Source organism: Telluria sp. LT1R51-2 (genome assembly GCF_059685775.1).
Genome location: NZ_JCASIM010000001.1, coordinates 190,096 through 204,854, shown reverse-complemented (window position 1 = coordinate 204,854; position 14,759 = coordinate 190,096). Strand labels below are relative to the sequence as shown.

Here is a 14,759-nt window from a genome sequence, read left to right as displayed (position 1 = left end):
AACCGTTGTCCGGCCAGCGATTGGGGCGCTCGCATTTCCTGCAGCGCCTGCCTCGCGCCACCCGCTCGAAAACCTCACTACAATCGGTTGACCGATCAGCAACGAGGACCATCATGAGCATTCATCCCGAACACGACCTCAATCCCGGCGACGACGCCGAACCCGGCACGCCCGGTACCGGCGAAGACGTCTGCGATGCCTGCGCAGGCAAAGGCACACTCCCGGACGGCAAGGCCTGCCCGCAATGCGGCGGCAGCGGGCATGTGATTGTGGGTATTGGCGGGGGCTAATCGCCTCGCCTGACATTCCCTTACAGCGCGGGGCGTGCCAGACGCATCGCCCCGTGCTGCCAGTGTTTTACTGCGGCGGCTGACCGTTCGACGCCATCAAGCCCGCATCCACCGGCAGGTTCACGCCAGTAATGAGGCGCGCATCGTCGCTCGCCAGGAACGCCATCGCGGCTGCAACACCATCCGGATCTTCCGGCGCGCCCAGCGGCATGCGCTCATTGAATTTCGCGACCAGCTCGGGCTTGCTGACCATATCCTTCGTCAACCCGGTGTCGGTAAAGCTTGGATTGACCGCGTTCACGCGCACCCCATCCTTGGCCGCATCCATCGCCATCGCGCGCACCATATTGCTGACCGCGCCTTTCGACGTGTTGTAGGCGAACATTTCCCAGTCACCACCCAGCCCCGACACTGACGACGTCATGACGATCGATCCGCGGGTCTTGACGAGCTCGGGCATTGCTGCCTTGGCCATGTGATAGTAGCCGGTGACATTGACGGCCATGACGCGCGCGAAATCTTCTTCGCTGGTGGCCATGATGTCGCCGTCCGTCGCGATACCGGCATTGTTGATTAGGATATCCAGGCCGCCGAAGCGCTCGACCGTTGCCTTGACGGTTGCCGTTGCGGTGGCCTTGTCGGCGGTGTCGCCCACCTGCACCAGAATGCGGTCTTGCGGCAGGTCGGCAGCAACCTTGTCGAGTTTGGCGCCATCGATATCGAGCATGACGACACGGGCGCCCTCATCCAGAAAACGGCGGGCAGCCGACAGGCCGATGCCGGATGCGGCGCCGGTCACGAGGACGGTTTTATCGTTGAAACGGTTCATTGAATTCCTTTCGGGCAGGCGGGGGCAGCCCGGTTGCGCGCGGCAAGCGGGCCATTCATCACGCCTTGTTGGTTCACGAGAATGTGCAGGCGACGATAGCACATGGGTTCGCGCACCCCTCTTACGGTTCCAGCAGGAAAACTCCAGTGAACGCTATTCGACGATGCGCTCTTCGTCGTGCTTGACGATGGGATCTTCGGTGCCGGTCCACTCGCTCATCAACGAGTAACCGACCGCCAGCAGGACCGGCCCGATGAACATCCCGATGAAGCCGAACGCGATCAGGCCGCCCAGCACGCCGAGCAGCGTGAGCAAAAACGGCAGGCTGCTGCCACGGCTGATCAGCATCGGCCGCACGACGTTGTCGACGCCGCTGATCAAGACCGCGCCCCAGACCGCCATGAAGATCGACCAGCCGGTCTCGCCCTGCGCAAACAGCCAGAGCGCGGCGCCGCCCCAGACCAGCGGCGGGCCGAACGGGATTAGCGACGTCAGGAAAATCAGCACCGACAGCAGCGGCACGGCCGGCACGCCAGCAATCGCAAAGCCGATGGCGGCGACGATCGCCTGCGCCAGCGCAGTGCCGAGCAGGCCGTACATCACGCCGCGCACGGTCTGGCTGACAGTGGCCTGGATCGATTCGGCGCCCTCGCCCATCACCTTGCGCATCGTCACTTCGATGATCGATAGCAGGCCGTTGCCGTCGCGGTACAGGAAGAAGCTCACGAACGCGGCCAGGCTCATTTGCACGACGCCGGTGCCCAGCATCAGGCCGCCCTTGACGAGCCAGTGACGCGCCGGTTCGAGCATGCGCTGGGCCAGCGCCAGCATCTGCTCGCGGCTGGCGATCAGGCCGTTCAGATAGGTCTCGACCGACGGGCCGACCAGCGGGATGTCGCGCAGCCAGGTGGGCGGCGCCAGTTCGCGATGCTCGATCAAGAGGCGCAGTTCGCCGAAGCCGCGCGCGACGTCGTCGCCCAGGTTGTAGGCGACCATCGACAGCGGAATGATGAACAGCAGCGTGAGCGAAAGCGTCATGGTCAGCGCCGCAATCGTGCGCTGACCGTTCAGGCGCGTGAGCAGCCGCAGGTACAGCGGCCAGCTCGAGATGGCGACGGCGGCGGCGAACAGGATCGCCGGCAAAAACGGCCGCAGCACATAGAGGCAGCCCAGCGTGAGCAGGATGACCATGGCGATGCGGGTGTAATTTCTGCCGGGTCGTTGCTGCTCCATGCTGCCTCAGGGATGTGGTATTTACGGCATCATAGCAGTTGACGCAGGTCGTGGGCGATCAGGCCCGGACCCTGGCCATGGCGCACGAACAGGCGCAGCTGGCCCTGCTTGTCGAACACGAAGCTGCCAGCCGTGTGATCGACCGTGTAGCTGCTCGCATCGGCGCCCGGCTTCTTGGCGTAGAACACCTTGAATTCCTTGGCCACTTTCGCGGTCGCGGCGGCGTCGCCGTACAGGCCGATGAAGCGCTTGTCGAACGCGGGCACATAGTGCGACAGCAGTTCCTGCGTGTCGCGCTCGGGGTCGACCGTGACGAACAGCACCTGGACCTCGTCGGCCGACGGACCCAGTTCTTTGAGCACGGTCGCCATTTCAGCCATCGTGGTCGGGCAGACGTCCGGGCATTGGGTATAGCCGAAGAACATCACGACGATCTTGCCGCGGAAATCTTGCAGCGTGCGCACCTTGCCGGTGTGGTCGGTCAGCGTGAAGCCCTTGGCATAGTCGACGCCCGTCACGTCCGTGTTGTGGAAGGCCGGGGCTTTGTCGCGCAGCTTGTCGCAGCCGGTGGCAAACAGTGCCACGGCCGAGAACGCCGCGATGGTCAGCAGTCGTTTCATCTTGAACCCGTTATCAAAACTTGCGAATTAAAACTTAAAGTAATGGTCAACCAGCAGCGCCGCGAACAGCAGCGACAGGTAGACGATCGACCAGGTAAATGTCTTGCGCGCCTGCGCATCGCTGTAGTTGCGGTGCACGCGCCACGAGTGACGCAGGAAGACCGCGTTGAGCGGCACCGCGGCCGCCAGGTAGATCAGGCCGCTCATGCCGACCGCGAACGGCAGCAAGGTGGTGGCGGCCAGGCCGATCGTGTACAGCCACACCTGCAGGCCGGTGAACTTCATGCCGTGCGTGATCGGCAGCATCGGCAGACCCGAGCGCGCGTAGTCTTCGCGGCGGTACATCGCCAGCACCCAGAAATGCGGCGGGGTCCACATGAAAATGATCAAGACCAGCAGCCACGCTTCCATCGGCACCTCGTTGGCCACCGCCGCCCAGCCCAGCGCGGGCGGCATCGCGCCCGACAGGCCGCCGATGACGATGTTCTGCGACGTGTTCGGCTTGAGCAGCAGCGTGTAGATGAAGGCGTAGCCGACGAACGTGACGAAAGTCAGCCACATGGTCAGCGGATTGACGAGCGTGTACAGCACCAGCATGCCCAGGCCGCCGATGATCGACGAGAAGACCACGGTCTGCGTCGTGCTCAGTTCGCCCGAGGCGGTAGCGCGGCGCGCAGTGCGCGTCATGCGCGCATCGACGCGCGCCTCGACCAGACAATTGACAGCGAATGCGGCCGCCGCCAGCAGCCAGATACCGGCCGTGCCGGCGATCAGCGTTTGCCAGCCCGGGAAGCCGTCCGTGGCGAGAAACATCCCGATCACGGCGCAAAATACCGCCAGCTTCGTCACGCGCGGCTTGGTCAGGGTCCAATACTGCGAGAAACGGCTCTGGGGCTTGGGGATGGCTGTCTGGGTTGTCATCAATGGGTGCTTGCGGACGCGGCGAGTCCGGGCGCTGGGACAGCGCGGGCCGCGTCGAGTTGGAACTTCACCCGGTAGTTTAACATGGTCACCAAAATCACCAGCAGCGCGGCCCCGGCGTTATGCATGACGGCAATCGCCAGCGGGAAGCTGAAATACACGGTCGCGATGCCGGTGAACAGCTGCGCCACCATGACCAGCACCAGCAGGCGCGCCGTCTTGCCCAGCGCCGGCAGACGCCAGGCGCGCCACGCGGCCAGGCCCAATACCAGCACAACGGCCAGCGCAAAGGCGCGGTGCACCCAGTGGATCGCCACCAGGGCCGAGAACGGCAAATAATGCCCTTCCATCGTCTTGCCCAGCTCACGCCACAGGTGGAAGCCATGCTCGAAGTCCAGTTCCGGCACGATCGCGCCCTGGCACAGCGGGAACGTGTCACAGGCCATGGTTGCATAGTTAGTGCTTACCCACCCGCCCAGCGCGATCTGGATGGTGAGCACGACGGCGGCGAGGAGCGACAGCCAGCGCAGACCACGCAGCCGGGCGATCATTTCAGGACCCTTCAGCGCCACCGGCGGCTTGAGCAGCGCGTCTTCGCGGCAGCCCATCCAGACCAGCATTGCCAGCAGCGTCATGCCCAGCAACAGATGGATGGTGACGATCACCGGTTGCAGCTTGAGCGTGACGGTCCAGGCGCCGAATGCGCCCTGCACCAGCACCGAGGCCAGCAAGGCGATCGGCATGGCCGGCTGGAACACGGCGTCGTGCGTACGGCGCCATTGCTTGACCGACGTGAACAGCAGCGCCAGGATCAGTGCACCGATGCCCATCGCCAGGTAGCGGTGGATCATCTCGATCCAGGCCTTGGCCACCGTGACCGGACCGGTCGGCATCGCTGCTTCGGCCGCGGCGATCTGCTCGTGCGCCAGGAACGGATTGGCTTCGCCGTAGCAGCCCGGCCAGTCCGGGCAACCCAGGCCCGAATCGGTCAGGCGCGTGAAGCCGCCGAACACGATCAGGTCAAACGTCAGAAACACCATTACCCAGACCAGCTTGCGGTATTTGTGGGCGTCGGACGACATCCAGACGATCGCCAGCGGCAGGCTGGCCACGAGCAGGCCCATCAGGCCGAGATGTATGAGAGAAGACAGGTCCATGTGATTCTTTACCGGTAACGTGATTCAGCCGATGGCCGATGCCTTGAGCAGTTTGGCGATGTCCTTGTAGACGCGGCCCGGTTCGGGCTGGAACGGGAAGCGCATCATGAGGTTGCCCAGCGGGTCGATCAGGTAGATATGGTCGCTCGGAGGGTGGCCTGCTTCGGTCGGCAGCCACTTGGCCACCGTCGCAGCCGGTGCGCGCAGCAATTCCATGCCGTCGTATTCGCGCATCATGACGGTGTCGAGCGGTTCGCTGTCGGTGATCAGCCACACGCGTTCCATGCGTTCCATGTTCTTGCCCTGCATCGTGCGCCACTGGCGCATCGCGTACAGCTGGCGCATGCATTCATCGTTGCACTTGCCCCCGCCCACGCGCAGCATGACCCATTTGCCTTTCAGGTCGGCGAGCGTGCGCGGCTGGCCGTCGAGCGTGGTCGTGGCCATCTGCGGAATTGGCAACGTGCGCGCATCGAGGATCGTGCCGTAATTGGTGCGGTCGGTCGGCTTGACGATGTAGAAGGTAATGTACGACACGATCAGCGGCGCGGCGCAGATCAGCAGCACCAGCAGCAGCTTGAGGCGGCCGCGGCGGCGCGCGGTGTCAGGGTCAGCGAGTTGTTCTTGAGCCACGTCGAAATCCCGTCATCACATAAAAAAGAAGGGCCAGCGCCGCCAGTGCATACCACTGGAAGGCATAGCCGCGGTGTTTGTCGATGCCTGCCTCGGGCAGCGGCCAGTCTCGCGCCATCAGGTCGGCCGGCGTCGCTGGCAGCGTCTGCTGCACGAGAAACGGCAGCAAGCGCAGGCCGCTTGCCTGCGCCAGTGCCTGCGGCGTCAGGTTCTGCACCGCCGCGCCCGGCGCCAGCGGCGGGCCGTCGCCCAGTTCCATCACCTTGCCGGCAGACAGGACGAGCCGTCCTTCGAGCGTAACCGGCCCGGCTGGCGTCGCAAACGTTGGCAGCTTGTCAAACTCGGCCTGGCGCGGCAACCAGCCACGCAGCACCAGCACGTGCTCGTCGGCACCCGCTATTTTAAACGGCATTGCGAGATAGAACCCGGACTGGCTCCCGCGTGGGCGGTTCGCGAGCAGGACGGGCCAGCCGGCGACGAATTCGCCGTGCACGCGCACGCGGCGAAATTCAAGATCCGGGGCGGCGGCGGTGGTGGAACCGAGGGTGAACGGCGGCTGGGCGGCGCGCGCCAACTGGCGCGCCTGCAGGTCGGTCTTGTAGGCGGCCCGGTCCTGTTGCCAGTTGCCGAGCAGGATGCCGGTGAGGGCCACAATCAGTGCTGCAATCAGGGCGACGGGGCGAAATCGGAAGGCGAAGCGCATTACAATGAATTCTCAACCTTTCGCGGGTCCATCATGAAAATCTTCGTTGCCATCGCCTTCGTCCTGATCCTGGCCAGCCTGGCGTCGGCCCTGTTCTTCATGATGCGCGACAAGGGGCGTACCAACCGCACCGTCAATGCGCTGGCGCTGCGGGTGGGCTTGTCGATCTTGCTGTTCCTGTGCCTGCTGGCGGCGCACCAGATGGGGTGGATTGCGCCGACGGGTTTGCGCTGACCGGGTTGTGTTTATAGCCAGTACACCACCACGTACAACCCGAGCCACACCACGTCGACGAAGTGCCAGTACCATGCGGCCCCTTCAAAGCCAAAGTGGTGTTCGGCCGTGAAGTGCCCGCGCAGCACGCGGTACAAAATTACCGACAGCATGATCGCGCCCATTGTCACGTGAAAACCGTGGAACCCGGTCAGCATGAAGAAGGTCGAACCGTAGATACCCGACGTGAGCTTGAGGTTCAGGTCCTGGTAGGCGTGCATGTATTCATACACCTGGAAGCCCATGAACACGGCGCCCAGCAAAATGGTCGCGGCCAGCCAGAACGCCGTCTTGGCGCGGTGGCCGGCGCGCAGGGCGTGGTGCGAGATCGTCAGCGTCACGCCCGACGTCAGCAGCAGCGCCGTGTTGATGGTCGGGATCGGGAACGGCCCCATCGTGCGGAAGCCTTCGACGATGCCGGCCGGTCCGGTATTGCCCCAGTGCGCCGAAAAATCGGGCCACAGGATCTGGTGATCCAGGTCGCCCAGCCACGGCATCGAAATCACGCGTGCATAGAACAACGCGCCAAAGAACGCGCCGAAGAACATCACTTCCGAGAAAATGAACCAGCTCATCGACCAGCGGAACGACAAATCGATGCGCTTGCCGTACAGCCCAGATTCGGATTCACCGATCGCTTCGCCGAACCAGAAGTACAGCACGACGAGCATCGCGACGATGCCCGTCAGGCACACGGGCATCGCGAACGGCAGCCCGTTGACCCAGCCGGACGCACCGGCCATCGTCACCAGCATCGACAGGCCGGCCAGCAGCGGCCAGCGCGAGGGGCCGGGAACGAAGTAATACGGCGCGGCGGTCGTTGGCGATACTGGTTGTGACGAACTCATCTTTATCTCCTCGGGCGATACTGTTGATTGTTGCGTCAAACTGAAAAACTAGGCCACTGCAAAACTCACGGCCAGCATGATCAGGCCAATGAAGATCGCCACCCCGATCAGGCCGGCGACGATCACGTGGACCGGGTTCAGGCTGGCCGCATCGCTCTCGTAATCGGCGCGCTTGCGCACCCCGAAGAACGACCACAGCACGGCCTTCATGCTGGCCAGAAAACTCCCCTTGCGCTGATGGGGCTTATCCGTTTGCATCGCCCTCTTTCGGCGCGGCAGCGGCCTTGAACGCCCCGCCAATTTCAAAGAACGTGTACGACAGCGTGATGTTCTTCACTTCGCGCGGCAACTTGGGATCGATGAAGAACACCACCGGCATCTGGCGCGCTTCGTTCGGGGCCAGCGTCTGCTCGCGGAAGCAGAAGCACTCGACCTTCATGAAATGCGGCGTGGCCGACTGCGGCGCATAGCTCGGAATCGCCTGCGCTTTCACCGCCCTGCCCTGCGTGTTGACGACCTCGTACATGACGGTGGCCAGTTCGCCCGGATGCACGTCGATGCTGCGCGTGGTCGGCCGGAACCGCCACGGGCCCTGCGAATTGCCGTCGAGCTCGATCGTGATCGTGCGCGACTTGTCGACCTGGCTGTTGGTCGGCGCCGCGACAAACCCATCGGGTTGCGTGAGCACGTTGATGCCCAGGACTTCGCAAATCTGCCGGTACACAGGCACGAGCGCATAACCGAAGCCGAACATCGCCACCGCCACCACCACCAGCTTGCCGAAGGTGCGGCGGTTCAGGCGCAGCAATTTGACGCCGGTGGCCATCTCAGCGCAGCAGCGTGAACTTGACGAACACGCTGATGAAGAAGAACAGCGCCAGGCCGGCCAGCCACAGCGCGGTTCTCAGGTTATTGGGTTTGCGTGGCGCGGTCATCGGATTGTCCTTACTTCACCAGCGGCGGGGTTTCGAAGGTGTGGAACGGCGCCGGGCTCGGCACGGTCCACTCCAGGCCTTCGGCGCCTTCCCACGGTTTCGCGGGCGCCTTGGCGCCGCCGCGGATCGTCGGCAGCACGACTGCAAACAGGAAATACACCTGGCTGAAGCCGAAGCCGAATGCGCCGATCGAGACGATCATGTTGAAGTCGGTGAACTGCACCGCGTAATCAGCATAGCGGCGCGGCATGCCGGCCAGGCCCAGGAAGTGCATCGGGAAGAACGTGACGTTGAACGTGATCAGCGAGAGCCAGAAGTGCATCTTGCCGCGCGCTTCCGGGTACATGTGCCCGGTCCACTTTGGCGCCCAGTAATAGAAGCCCGCGAACAGCGCGAACAGCGAGCCGGCCACCAGCACGTAGTGGAAGTGGGCCACGACGTAATAGGTGTCGTGCACCTGGATGTCGATCGGCGTGACCGCCAGGATCAGGCCGGTGAAGCCGCCGATGGTGAACACGAAAATGAAGCCGACCGCAAATAGCATCGGCGTCTCGAACGTCATCGAGCCCTTCCACATCGTGGCGACCCAGTTGAAGATTTTGACGCCGGTCGGCACGGCAATCAGCATCGTCGCGTACATGAAGAACAGCTGCGACGTCACCGGCATGCCGGTCGTGAACATGTGGTGCGCCCAGACGACGAACGACAGGATCGCGATCGAGGCCGTCGCGTAGACCATCGACGCGTAGCCGAACAGCGGTTTGCGGGCGAATGCCGGAATGATCTGCGAGACGATGCCGAATGCCGGCAGGATCATGATGTAGACCTCGGGGTGGCCGAAGAACCAGAAGATGTGCTGGTACATCACCGGATCGCCCCCGCCGGCGGCATTGAAGAACGAGGTGCCGAAGTGGCGGTCGGTCAGCGTCATCGTGATCGCGCCGGCCAGCACCGGCATCACGGCGATGAGCAGGTAGGCGGTGATCAGCCAGGTCCAGCAGAACATCGGCATCTTCATCAGCGTCATGCCGGGCGCGCGCATGTTCAGGATGGTGACGATGATGTTGATCGAACCCATGATCGACGAGGCGCCCATGATGTGCATCGCGAAGATCGCCATGTCCATGCCCAGGCCCATCTGCGTCGAGAGCGGCGCATACAGCGTCCAGCCGGCAGCGGTGGCCCCGCCCGGCACCAGGAACGACGTGGCCAGCAGGATCGCCGCCGGTGGCAGCAGCCAGAACGAGAAGTTGTTCATGCGCGCAAACGCCATGTCGGATGCGCCGACCTGCAGCGGCAGCATCCAGTTGGCAAAGCCGACGAAGGCCGGCATGATCGCGCCGAATACCATGATCAGCCCGTGCATGGTGGTGAGCTGGTTGAAGAATTCGGGGCGCACGAACTGCAGGCCCGGCTGGAACAGCTCGGCCCGGATCATCAGCGCCAGCACGCCGCCCGAGAGCAGCATGATGAACGAGAACCACAGGTACAGGCTGCCGATGTCCTTGTGGTTGGTGGCATACACCCAGCGCCGCCAGCCGTGCGGATGGTCGTGGTGTTCGTCGTGTGCGTGGCCGTGCTCATTGCCGTGCTCATTGCCGTGACCCGGTGCGTGGTCGATCGTCGTGGTGCTCATGGCGTTACCCCTGCTCGTTACGTGCGTTGGTGGCGGACATTATTTGCGGGCGGCCAGGACTTCGGCCGGCTGGACGATATTTTCCGCAGCCTTGTTCGACCAGGAATTGCGGGTATAGGTGATCACGGCGGCGATCTCGGTGTCGGACAATTGCGGCCAGGCCGGCATTGCGGTAGGGAACTTGCCGCTCTTCTGGCCATGCAGCAGGATGTCGATCTGGTGCGCCTTGCTGCCCAGCACATTCGGCGAGCCATCCAGCGCCGCGAACGCGGCCGGGATGCCCTTGCCATTGACCTGGTGGCAGGCCACGCAGTTGGCGGTGTAGACGGCTTCGCCACGGGTTTTCAGTTCGTCGATGGTCCAGACCTTGGTCGGATCGTCGGCCAGCGCCGCCATCTCTTTTTTCTTGCCTGCGACCCAGGCCGTGTAGTCGGCATCGGACACGACGCGCACGACGATCGGCATGAACGCATGGTCCTTGCCGCACAGCTCGACGCAGTTGCCGCGGTACACGCCGATCTGCTCGGCCTTGAACCAGCCGTCGCGCACGAAGCCGGGGATCGCATCCTGCTTGATCGCGAACGCCGGCACGGTCCAGGCGTGAATCACGTCGTTGGCGGTGAAGACCATGCGGATCTTCTTGTTGACCGGCACGACCATCTCGTTATCGACTTCGAGCAGGTAGTTGGCGGTACGCGCTTGGGTCGGCGCCACGCCGGGCTCGCCGATCTGCGAACGCGGCGTCGACAGGTTCGACAGGAACGAGATGCCTTCGCCCTCGCCTTTCAGGTAGTCGTAGCCCCATTTCCACTGCATCCCGGTGGCCTTGATGGTCAGGTCAGCGTTCGACGTGTCTTTCAACGCGACGACGGTCTTGGTGGCCGGCAGCGCCATCCCGATGACGATCAGGAACGGCACGATCGTCCAGGCGATCTCCACGGCGGTGGATTCGTGGAAGGTGGCCGGCTTGTGGCCGAGGGATTTGCGGTGTTTGAACACCGAGTAGAACATGACGCCGAACACGGCGACGAAGATCACCAGGCAGACGATCATCATCCAGATGTGCAAGCCATAGATGTCGGCGCCGACGGCGGTGACCGGGGCCTGCAGATTGAGCTGGTGCTCCTGAGGCCGGCCCGTCAGTTGCTGCGCCCAAGCCGGCACAGAACCAGCGGCGGCGCCGAGTACGGCACAGCCGTACAGCACGGCCCGAAGTCGCGTTGCATATGTCATGTATGTCCCCAACCACCCAAAAAATAAGAATTATTTTTAAACGGTCAGCCATTCCACGAACGAACGACGCCGCTCCGTGCTGGCCGCAGAACAACGATGCCGTGCCGGGGCATCTCTGCGGCTGCTGCAATTCTTTTTCTGTTTCTGTTTTGACTATGTTTCGCGGCTTGCGATGCCGCTTTTTCAAGCGATTCTATCGGTTAGATGTGAAAAATAGCAATTGATTATATCTAAAGCACTAATTTTTATTCAAGGAATATCGGGGGGTCCGCCAATCTGCCCGTGTACGGTGATGACGTTACGGCTTGCGTGGCTGGAAGCGGACGATCGATTCACCAGCTGCCGTCTGGCGCGGCGCCGGACGAAACGCGTGCCCGTAGATCACTTCGAAGGTCAGGCCCAGCTTGCCATCGGGGAGGCGCTGCGCCTCGAGCGCAGCGAGCACACGCTGCCAAGCCGCGCGGCCGATCAAGCCGCGCCGGCGCGATTCGAGCGGATTGCCGCCCAGTGCGCGCACGTCGCGCAGCAGCGCCTGTGGCGTATCGTAGGTGACCGTGATGCGCTCCATGTCCATCACCGGTGTCGAAAAACCCGCCTCGACCAGCTGATCGCCGAAATCGTGCATGTCAACGAACGGCAACGTGTGCGGGTACGCATCCAGCGCCGCAAATGCCGTGCGCAGTTCGGTGAAGGTGTCGGGACCGAAGCTGGAAAACATCAGCAAGCCCTCGACGCGCAGCACCCGACGCCATTCGGCAAACACGCGGTCGGGCAGCGGATGCCAGTGCAATGCCAGGTTCGACCACAACAAATCGACCGAGTTCGGGCCGAGCGGCAGGTTGCCGTAGTCACCGCACAGAATGTCGACGCCCGCCTTGGCCGGCATCAGCCGGCTCAATAACTGATTGAGCGAACCCGAGGCGCCCGGCTTTTTCGCCGCGCGCGCCATGGCGCCAGCACCGTCCAGGCCGACGATCTGCGCCGAGGGATAGGTCTTTTGCAGCAGGGCCAGGTCGCCCCCGGGACCGCAACCGGCGTCAAGCACCTGCTTCGGGATGATTTTCACCAGGGCCAGGCGCTCGTGCATGCGCGCGGCGATTTCGCGGCGCAGGAAATCCGACGATGCAATGCGTTCGGGCCGCGCGAACAGGTTGCGCACCCGCGACAAGTCAATGGGCGCGCTCAGCGTGGACGGGGATTGAGGAGATGCCATGGGATCGGATGCGTGATGAGATAATGTGGGCAGTTTAACCGTTTGTGGGACGCCGAGCCGATGCCGGACCTTCGCCCGCTGCCGATGCGCCTCGTGCACGCGCTGCTGGATGCGCTCTTGCCCTCGTGCTGCGCACTGTGCGGCGGGCAGGCGCGGGCGGCGGTGTGCGCTGAATGCGAGCATGCATATGTGCTGGCTGTGCCGCGTTGTCCCTGCTGCGCCAATCCGGCCGGTACGCTGGACGCCGCGCGGCATTGCGGTGCCTGCCTGGCGGATGCACCGTCATTCGACGCCACCTGGACGGCCTGCGATTACGCAGCGCCGCTCGACAGCCTGGTGCTGCAGCTGAAATTTGGCGGGCAACTGGCGCTGGCACCGTGGATGGCGCGCGTGCTGCATGCGGCCATCGTGCGCACTGTGCAGTCAGCGCCGGTATTTCCCGACGTGCTGTGCCCGGTGCCGCTGGGGCCCGCCCGTCTGATCGAGCGCGGCTACAACCAGGCGCTCGAAGTCGCGCGTCCGCTGGCCCGCGCACTGGGCGTGCCGTTGACGCCACGATTATTGGAACGGCTGCGCGACACGGCGCCGCAATCGGGCGCCGCGCCGGGCGAACGGCGCAGGAACGTGCGGGGCGCGTTTGGCGTGAGCGGCATGTTCGACCTGCGCGGCCGGCATGTGGGCGTGGTCGACGATGTCATGTCGAGCGGCCACACACTGGAAGAAGTCGCCGCCGTACTGAAACAGGCGGGCGCCGCGCGCGTGACGAACATCGTCTTCGCGCGCACCCCGCCGCATGGATAAGTCCCATCATCAAGGAGAAGCACGTTGTTCCACGTCGTCCTGGTCGAACCAGAAATCCCGCCGAATACCGGCAATGTGATCCGCCTGTGCGCCAACACCGGCGTGCAACTGCACCTGATCGAGCCGCTCGGCTTTCCGCTGGACGACGCCAAGATGCGCCGCGCCGGCCTCGATTACCACGACTACGCGACGATGAAGGTGCACAAGGACTGGGATGCGTTCCTGCTTGATGCCCAGCCCGATCCGGCGCGCATGTTCGCACTGACCACGCACGGTTCGGCGCCCTTTGCCGAGGCCCACTTCCAGCCAGGCGACGTATTCGTATTCGGCCCGGAATCGCGCGGTCTGCCCCCCGCCCTGCGCGAGACCTTCCCACCCGCCCAGCGCATCCGCCTGCCGATGCGCCCCGACAACCGCAGCCTGAACCTGTCGAACACGGTGGCGGTCGTCGTCTACGAAGCCTGGCGCCAGAACGGCTACGCCGGCGGCGCCTGAACCGGCGCTACATTTCGACCAGCCGTCGCGTCAAAAGCCCGCGTCAAAAGCCGGGGTCAGGTCTGACATTCGGACACGGCCTCGACTGTTGAGAGGCACATATGAAAAGCTGGCCTCAAAACCGAGGCCATACCGATAATAAAGAGGTGGATTACAGCAGAGCTTGTGTCCGAATGTCAGACCTGACCCCGGCTTGTGCCACAGTAGAGCTTGTGTCCGAATGTCAGACCTGACCCCGGCTTGTGCCAGCTTGTGCCACTCGTTCGAATGCATCGAGCAGACCGGCGCGGGCCAGCAGGTCGATCGCCTCATCGACCCGGCGCGGCGCGGCGGCGTCGAGTTGATTGCGGTCGTCGCCAACCAGGGCCCGCATTTGCTGCGGTACGATCACCAGGTCGATGAAACGCTGCGCGATGGCCGTGGCCGCTTCGACCTGATCGGGCGACGGTCCGGCCAGCGCGGCCACGATACTCGCCACGCCACTGTCGCGCCCAGACTGATCCACCATCCGCGACAATTCGGGTAGCCGCTGCGCGGTTGTCAAACAGACCCGCAGCAGCGCCACCGACTCTTCCGTGAGCGCCTGCTCCAGCAGATGCAGTCCCACTTTGTGCAGGCGATCCCGCACCGGCATGGCATTCGGCAAATCGGGCGCAGCCAGCGCTGCGCGCTCGAGCGCCCGGTGCACGACCGCGCTGAACAACGCATCCTTGTTGGCATAACGTGCGTACAGCGTCGCCTTGCCAGCGCCTGCCATGGCGACGACCTGGTCGCAGCTCGTCGCATCGAAACCCGCGCGCAGAAACAGCGTTGTCGCTGCATCGAGGATGCGGCGGTCCACTTCGCCGGCATGCTCGGCAGATGGCCGGCCACCCCGCTTGCGCGTGGTTGGCGCTGGTTCCAGCTCGGGCAGGTTGGATGTCACGCGCATGGCAAAAT

The 14,759-nt window shown here is 63.8% G+C and carries 19 protein-coding genes; 4 read left to right on the top strand and 15 right to left on the bottom strand.

Features of this window, described 5'->3' with window-relative positions; all coding sequences use genetic code 11:
- Positions 1–113 precede the first annotated feature (113 nt).
- On the top strand, positions 114–290 hold the full coding sequence (locus tag AC56LH_RS00995; protein WP_183557033.1) for a hypothetical protein: 177 nt from the start codon (positions 114–116) through the stop codon (positions 288–290).
- 67 nt (positions 291–357) lie between these two features.
- On the opposite strand, the gene budC is transcribed toward AC56LH_RS00995, so the two are convergent.
- From budC to AC56LH_RS00960, 7 genes are all read right to left on the bottom strand, one after another.
- On the bottom strand, positions 358–1,119 hold the full coding sequence (gene budC, locus AC56LH_RS00990; protein ID WP_499643252.1) for a meso-2,3-butanediol dehydrogenase: 762 nt from the start codon (positions 1,117–1,119) through the stop codon (positions 358–360).
- A gap of 153 nt (positions 1,120–1,272) precedes the next feature.
- A complete protein-coding gene (locus AC56LH_RS00985; RefSeq protein WP_499643250.1) occupies positions 1,273–2,352 on the bottom strand; it encodes an AI-2E family transporter in 1,080 nt (359 codons plus the stop codon).
- Positions 2,353–2,381: 29 nt separating this feature from the next.
- Complete coding sequence (locus tag AC56LH_RS00980) at positions 2,382–2,972, bottom strand: SCO family protein (protein ID WP_499643248.1); 591 nt, start codon at positions 2,970–2,972, stop codon at positions 2,382–2,384.
- A gap of 27 nt (positions 2,973–2,999) precedes the next feature.
- On the bottom strand, positions 3,000–3,893 hold the full coding sequence (gene cyoE, locus AC56LH_RS00975; protein ID WP_258836573.1) for a heme o synthase: 894 nt from the start codon (positions 3,891–3,893) through the stop codon (positions 3,000–3,002).
- On the bottom strand, positions 3,893–5,050 hold the full coding sequence (locus tag AC56LH_RS00970) for a COX15/CtaA family protein (protein WP_499643246.1): 1,158 nt from the start codon (positions 5,048–5,050) through the stop codon (positions 3,893–3,895). The genes cyoE and AC56LH_RS00970 overlap by 1 nt, the downstream gene beginning before the upstream one ends.
- Positions 5,051–5,074: 24 nt before the next feature.
- The gene (locus AC56LH_RS00965; RefSeq protein WP_370660865.1) at positions 5,075–5,683 is read right to left on the bottom strand and encodes an SCO family protein; all 609 of its coding nucleotides are present in this window, start codon (positions 5,681–5,683) and stop codon (positions 5,075–5,077) included.
- Positions 5,661–6,386 carry an SURF1 family protein gene (locus tag AC56LH_RS00960; protein WP_499643243.1) on the bottom strand — a complete coding sequence of 242 codons (726 nt, stop codon included), beginning with the start codon at positions 6,384–6,386 and terminating at the stop codon, positions 5,661–5,663. Before AC56LH_RS00960 ends, AC56LH_RS00965 begins: the two co-directional genes overlap by 23 nt.
- A gap of 33 nt (positions 6,387–6,419) precedes the next feature.
- On the opposite strand from AC56LH_RS00960, the gene AC56LH_RS00955 reads away from it, so the two are divergent.
- Positions 6,420–6,620: a twin transmembrane helix small protein gene (locus AC56LH_RS00955; protein WP_499643241.1), complete on the top strand. Its 201-nt coding sequence runs from the start codon at positions 6,420–6,422 to the stop codon at positions 6,618–6,620.
- Positions 6,621–6,631: 11 nt separating this feature from the next.
- Here AC56LH_RS00955 and AC56LH_RS00950 read toward each other — a convergent pair whose 3' ends face one another.
- The 7 genes from AC56LH_RS00950 to AC56LH_RS00920 form a co-directional block, all read right to left on the bottom strand.
- Positions 6,632–7,507, bottom strand: a complete 876-nt coding sequence (locus AC56LH_RS00950; protein WP_499643239.1) for a cytochrome c oxidase subunit 3 — start codon at positions 7,505–7,507, stop codon at positions 6,632–6,634.
- 48 nt (positions 7,508–7,555) lie between these two features.
- Positions 7,556–7,765 (bottom strand): DUF2970 domain-containing protein, encoded by a 210-nt coding sequence (locus AC56LH_RS00945; protein WP_332533007.1) that lies wholly within the window; start codon positions 7,763–7,765, stop codon positions 7,556–7,558.
- Positions 7,752–8,333 carry a cytochrome c oxidase assembly protein gene (locus tag AC56LH_RS00940; RefSeq protein WP_499643237.1) on the bottom strand — a complete coding sequence of 194 codons (582 nt, stop codon included), beginning with the start codon at positions 8,331–8,333 and terminating at the stop codon, positions 7,752–7,754. Before AC56LH_RS00940 ends, AC56LH_RS00945 begins: the two co-directional genes overlap by 14 nt.
- A 1-nt stretch (position 8,334) precedes the next feature.
- On the bottom strand, positions 8,335–8,442 hold the full coding sequence (locus tag AC56LH_RS00935) for a cytochrome oxidase small assembly protein (RefSeq protein WP_221290780.1): 108 nt from the start codon (positions 8,440–8,442) through the stop codon (positions 8,335–8,337).
- A 10-nt stretch (positions 8,443–8,452) separates the two neighbouring features.
- Positions 8,453–10,078 carry a cytochrome c oxidase subunit I gene (ctaD, locus tag AC56LH_RS00930; protein WP_183557012.1) on the bottom strand — a complete coding sequence of 542 codons (1,626 nt, stop codon included), beginning with the start codon at positions 10,076–10,078 and terminating at the stop codon, positions 8,453–8,455.
- A 39-nt stretch (positions 10,079–10,117) separates the two neighbouring features.
- Complete coding sequence (gene coxB / locus AC56LH_RS00925) at positions 10,118–11,311, bottom strand: cytochrome c oxidase subunit II (protein WP_499643234.1); 1,194 nt, start codon at positions 11,309–11,311, stop codon at positions 10,118–10,120.
- A 298-nt stretch (positions 11,312–11,609) separates the two neighbouring features.
- Entirely contained in the window at positions 11,610–12,524 is a 915-nt protein-coding gene (locus AC56LH_RS00920; RefSeq protein WP_499643232.1) for a methyltransferase domain-containing protein, read from the bottom strand.
- A 60-nt stretch (positions 12,525–12,584) separates the two neighbouring features.
- Here AC56LH_RS00920 and AC56LH_RS00915 point away from each other — a divergent pair, with 60 nt between their 5' ends.
- Together AC56LH_RS00915 and trmL are read left to right on the top strand one after the other, a co-directional pair.
- On the top strand, positions 12,585–13,325 hold the full coding sequence (locus tag AC56LH_RS00915) for a ComF family protein (protein ID WP_499643230.1): 741 nt from the start codon (positions 12,585–12,587) through the stop codon (positions 13,323–13,325).
- 24 nt (positions 13,326–13,349) lie between these two features.
- On the top strand, positions 13,350–13,820 hold the full coding sequence (gene trmL, locus AC56LH_RS00910) for a tRNA (uridine(34)/cytosine(34)/5-carboxymethylaminomethyluridine(34)-2'-O)-methyltransferase TrmL (RefSeq protein WP_499643228.1): 471 nt from the start codon (positions 13,350–13,352) through the stop codon (positions 13,818–13,820).
- A gap of 223 nt (positions 13,821–14,043) precedes the next feature.
- Here the strand turns inward: trmL and AC56LH_RS00905 are convergent, their stop codons facing one another.
- The gene (locus AC56LH_RS00905; RefSeq protein ID WP_499643226.1) at positions 14,044–14,751 is read right to left on the bottom strand and encodes a TetR/AcrR family transcriptional regulator; all 708 of its coding nucleotides are present in this window, start codon (positions 14,749–14,751) and stop codon (positions 14,044–14,046) included.
- Positions 14,752–14,759: the final 8 nt, after the last annotated feature.

Coding starts and splice junctions, on each gene's coding strand:
- AC56LH_RS00980 (WP_499643248.1), bottom strand. CDS start 2,972: ATGAAACGACTGCTGACCATCGCGGCGTTCTCGGCCGTGGCACTGTTT.
- cyoE (WP_258836573.1), bottom strand. CDS start 3,893: ATGACAACCCAGACAGCCATCCCCAAGCCCCAGAGCCGTTTCTCGCAG.
- AC56LH_RS00995 (WP_183557033.1), top strand. CDS start 114: ATGAGCATTCATCCCGAACACGACCTCAATCCCGGCGACGACGCCGAA.
- budC (WP_499643252.1), bottom strand. CDS start 1,119: ATGAACCGTTTCAACGATAAAACCGTCCTCGTGACCGGCGCCGCATCC.
- coxB (WP_499643234.1), bottom strand. CDS start 11,311: ATGACATATGCAACGCGACTTCGGGCCGTGCTGTACGGCTGTGCCGTA.
- AC56LH_RS00905 (WP_499643226.1), bottom strand. CDS start 14,751: ATGCGCGTGACATCCAACCTGCCCGAGCTGGAACCAGCGCCAACCACG.
- AC56LH_RS00955 (WP_499643241.1), top strand. CDS start 6,420: ATGAAAATCTTCGTTGCCATCGCCTTCGTCCTGATCCTGGCCAGCCTG.
- AC56LH_RS00970 (WP_499643246.1), bottom strand. CDS start 5,050: ATGGACCTGTCTTCTCTCATACATCTCGGCCTGATGGGCCTGCTCGTG.
- AC56LH_RS00985 (WP_499643250.1), bottom strand. CDS start 2,352: ATGGAGCAGCAACGACCCGGCAGAAATTACACCCGCATCGCCATGGTC.
- AC56LH_RS00960 (WP_499643243.1), bottom strand. CDS start 6,386: ATGCGCTTCGCCTTCCGATTTCGCCCCGTCGCCCTGATTGCAGCACTG.
- AC56LH_RS00950 (WP_499643239.1), bottom strand. CDS start 7,507: ATGAGTTCGTCACAACCAGTATCGCCAACGACCGCCGCGCCGTATTAC.
- AC56LH_RS00920 (WP_499643232.1), bottom strand. CDS start 12,524: ATGGCATCTCCTCAATCCCCGTCCACGCTGAGCGCGCCCATTGACTTG.
- AC56LH_RS00945 (WP_332533007.1), bottom strand. CDS start 7,765: ATGCAAACGGATAAGCCCCATCAGCGCAAGGGGAGTTTTCTGGCCAGC.
- AC56LH_RS00940 (WP_499643237.1), bottom strand. CDS start 8,333: ATGGCCACCGGCGTCAAATTGCTGCGCCTGAACCGCCGCACCTTCGGC.
- ctaD (WP_183557012.1), bottom strand. CDS start 10,078: ATGAGCACCACGACGATCGACCACGCACCGGGTCACGGCAATGAGCAC.
- AC56LH_RS00915 (WP_499643230.1), top strand. CDS start 12,585: ATGCCGGACCTTCGCCCGCTGCCGATGCGCCTCGTGCACGCGCTGCTG.
- AC56LH_RS00935 (WP_221290780.1), bottom strand. CDS start 8,442: ATGACCGCGCCACGCAAACCCAATAACCTGAGAACCGCGCTGTGGCTG.